The sequence below is a fragment of the Arthrobacter sp. Y3225116 genome, from assembly GCF_059091245.1.
On sequence record NZ_JBNHGL010000380.1, the window covers coordinates 1 to 1863 of the forward strand.

Here is a 1863-nt window from a genome sequence, read left to right on the forward strand (position 1 = left end):
CTATCGGCGCCTACGGCTTCGCCATTCCCACGCTCGAGTGGGGCGTGCCGTTCTTTGTCGGCGTCTTGATAGCCCTGATTGGTTCGGTGTCTTCCATCTCTGGACCGCCTCGGCCTACCTGCCTTAGGAAAGCCCCGCACCGGCGGCCCGTGCAGGGGCGGAAGCGGCGTCTCCTTCCGGCCGCTTCGGCTCCGGGACGCGCACCCTCATCTCCGGGCCGCAGAGCCCGCCTGCTCGATCCGCTCCAACAGCTCCGCCGGCAGCCGGACGTGCGGCGCCTTGAGGTTGGAGCGCAGGTGTTCTGGTTTCACGGTGCCGATCACCGCACTGGAGACCCCCGGATGGCTGAGCACGAAGGCCAGCGCGATCTCACTCGCGGAGAGGCCGTCGACGTCGTTGATGAACCGGTACTTCCGGCCCTGCACAAACTTGTGCCGGTGGTTCTTCAGCGCCCGCAACAGGTACCAGACGTCGCTGGGGCCGGCGATCTTGAAGATGTCGCGCGAGTAGAGGGTCTGGGCCAGCGGCGACTTGAGCATGACGCCCACACCGGCTTCCTGCGCCTGCGAGATCACCGGCGCCAGCGACCGGTCCACGATGTTGTATTCCAGCATGAGGGCGTCGAAAATGCCCAGCTTCAGCGCCTTCGCTGCCCCGCCGCGGCCGGTGGAGACGCCGAGCGCCCCGACCTTCCCCTGTTCCTTCAGCTTCAGGACGGTGTCGATCGCGGGACCGGCCGGATGGGGGAAACCATGAAAGTGCAGCAAGGGCAGGTGGTCCAGCTGGAGCCGCCGCAGACTGCCGTGCACGCTGTTTTCGATGGCCCGGGCCGAGTAATCCTTCACGTTCCGGTTGTTGATCCAGTGGGATCCGACCTTCGTGGAGATCACCAGATTTTCGGTGCGGCCCTTGAGGAGCCGGCCCAACCGCTCCTCGGCGTTCCCGCGGCTGTAATTCGGGCCCGTGTCAATGGCGGTGATGCCGCCGTCGAGCGCCTGGCCGACCAAATGCGCCGCCTGCCGTTCGGGGAAAGCCTTCATGCCCCAGTACCCGCCGGCCCCAAAACTCAGTTCTGAGACGTGCAATCCCGACCGTCCGAGTGCGCGTTGTTTCACCATGTGCCTTCCTGCCGTCCCAAATCTAACCATTCACCAAGCTACCCGAGGCGGCTCTCCGGCCCTGCCCCGGAAGCCGGTCAGGCCAGGCGTGTCAGCGCACGACGCCGGCGCGGTTGCCGTAGGCGCGGAGGGCGACGGCCAGCACCGAGCACAGCAGGTATCCGGCGCCCACCAGGAGCCAGCCGGTATCGAAGCTGCCGGTGGTCTCGAGCAGCAGGCCCATGAGCAGGGGACCGGCGGCGAAACCGACATACATCCCCATCGAGACAATCCCGGAGGCAGCTCCCACCCGTTCGGCCGCAACCACGCGCATCACCCCCGCGATCACCACCACATTGGTGCCCAGCACGGTGGCCCCGTGCAGGACGACGCCCAGCCAGAGCAACGCCGGGACTCCGAGCGAGCCCGAGGCCAGGAATGCTCCCGCTCCGCCGAGCGCCCCGATTCCGAGCAGGATGAGCAGCGTGGAGGCCCGCACACCGGTGGCCATGCGCCGCCCCCACAGCACCCGGGAGGTCACGCCGACGACGCCGGAGACGCCGGCTGCCACGCCGCCCATGACCAGGCTGAAGCCCAGTTCCCGGACGGTGAACAGCGGCAGGTAGACGTTAGTGGCCTGCATGCCCAGGCCGGACAACAGCGCGTAACCGGCGAACAGCCAGACCGAGAGCGGGAACCGGGCCGGCGCGCCGGCGCCCTCGGTTTGCTGTGTGCGGTCTGTGCGGCCCGGCGGGGCGGCCGGAGC

At 68.1% G+C, this 1863-nt stretch carries 2 protein-coding genes; both read right to left on the reverse strand.

Annotated features, from left to right (window positions below; translation table 11 throughout):
* Positions 1 to 206 precede the first annotated feature (206 nt).
* Positions 207 to 1118 (reverse strand): aldo/keto reductase, encoded by a 912-nt coding sequence (locus tag AC5RV2_RS17560; protein WP_494093396.1) that lies wholly within the window; start codon positions 1116 to 1118, stop codon positions 207 to 209.
* A 91-nt stretch (positions 1119 to 1209) separates the two neighbouring features.
* Positions 1210 to 1863 (reverse strand): MFS transporter (locus AC5RV2_RS17565; protein ID WP_494093397.1); only part of this gene is annotated, 654 nt, incomplete at its 5' end.

What these genes read in the sequence shown, in the direction of transcription:
- AC5RV2_RS17560 (WP_494093396.1), bottom strand. Translation starts at nt 1,118, where the DNA reads ATGGTGAAACAACGCGCACTCGGACGGTCGGGATTGCACGTCTCAGAA.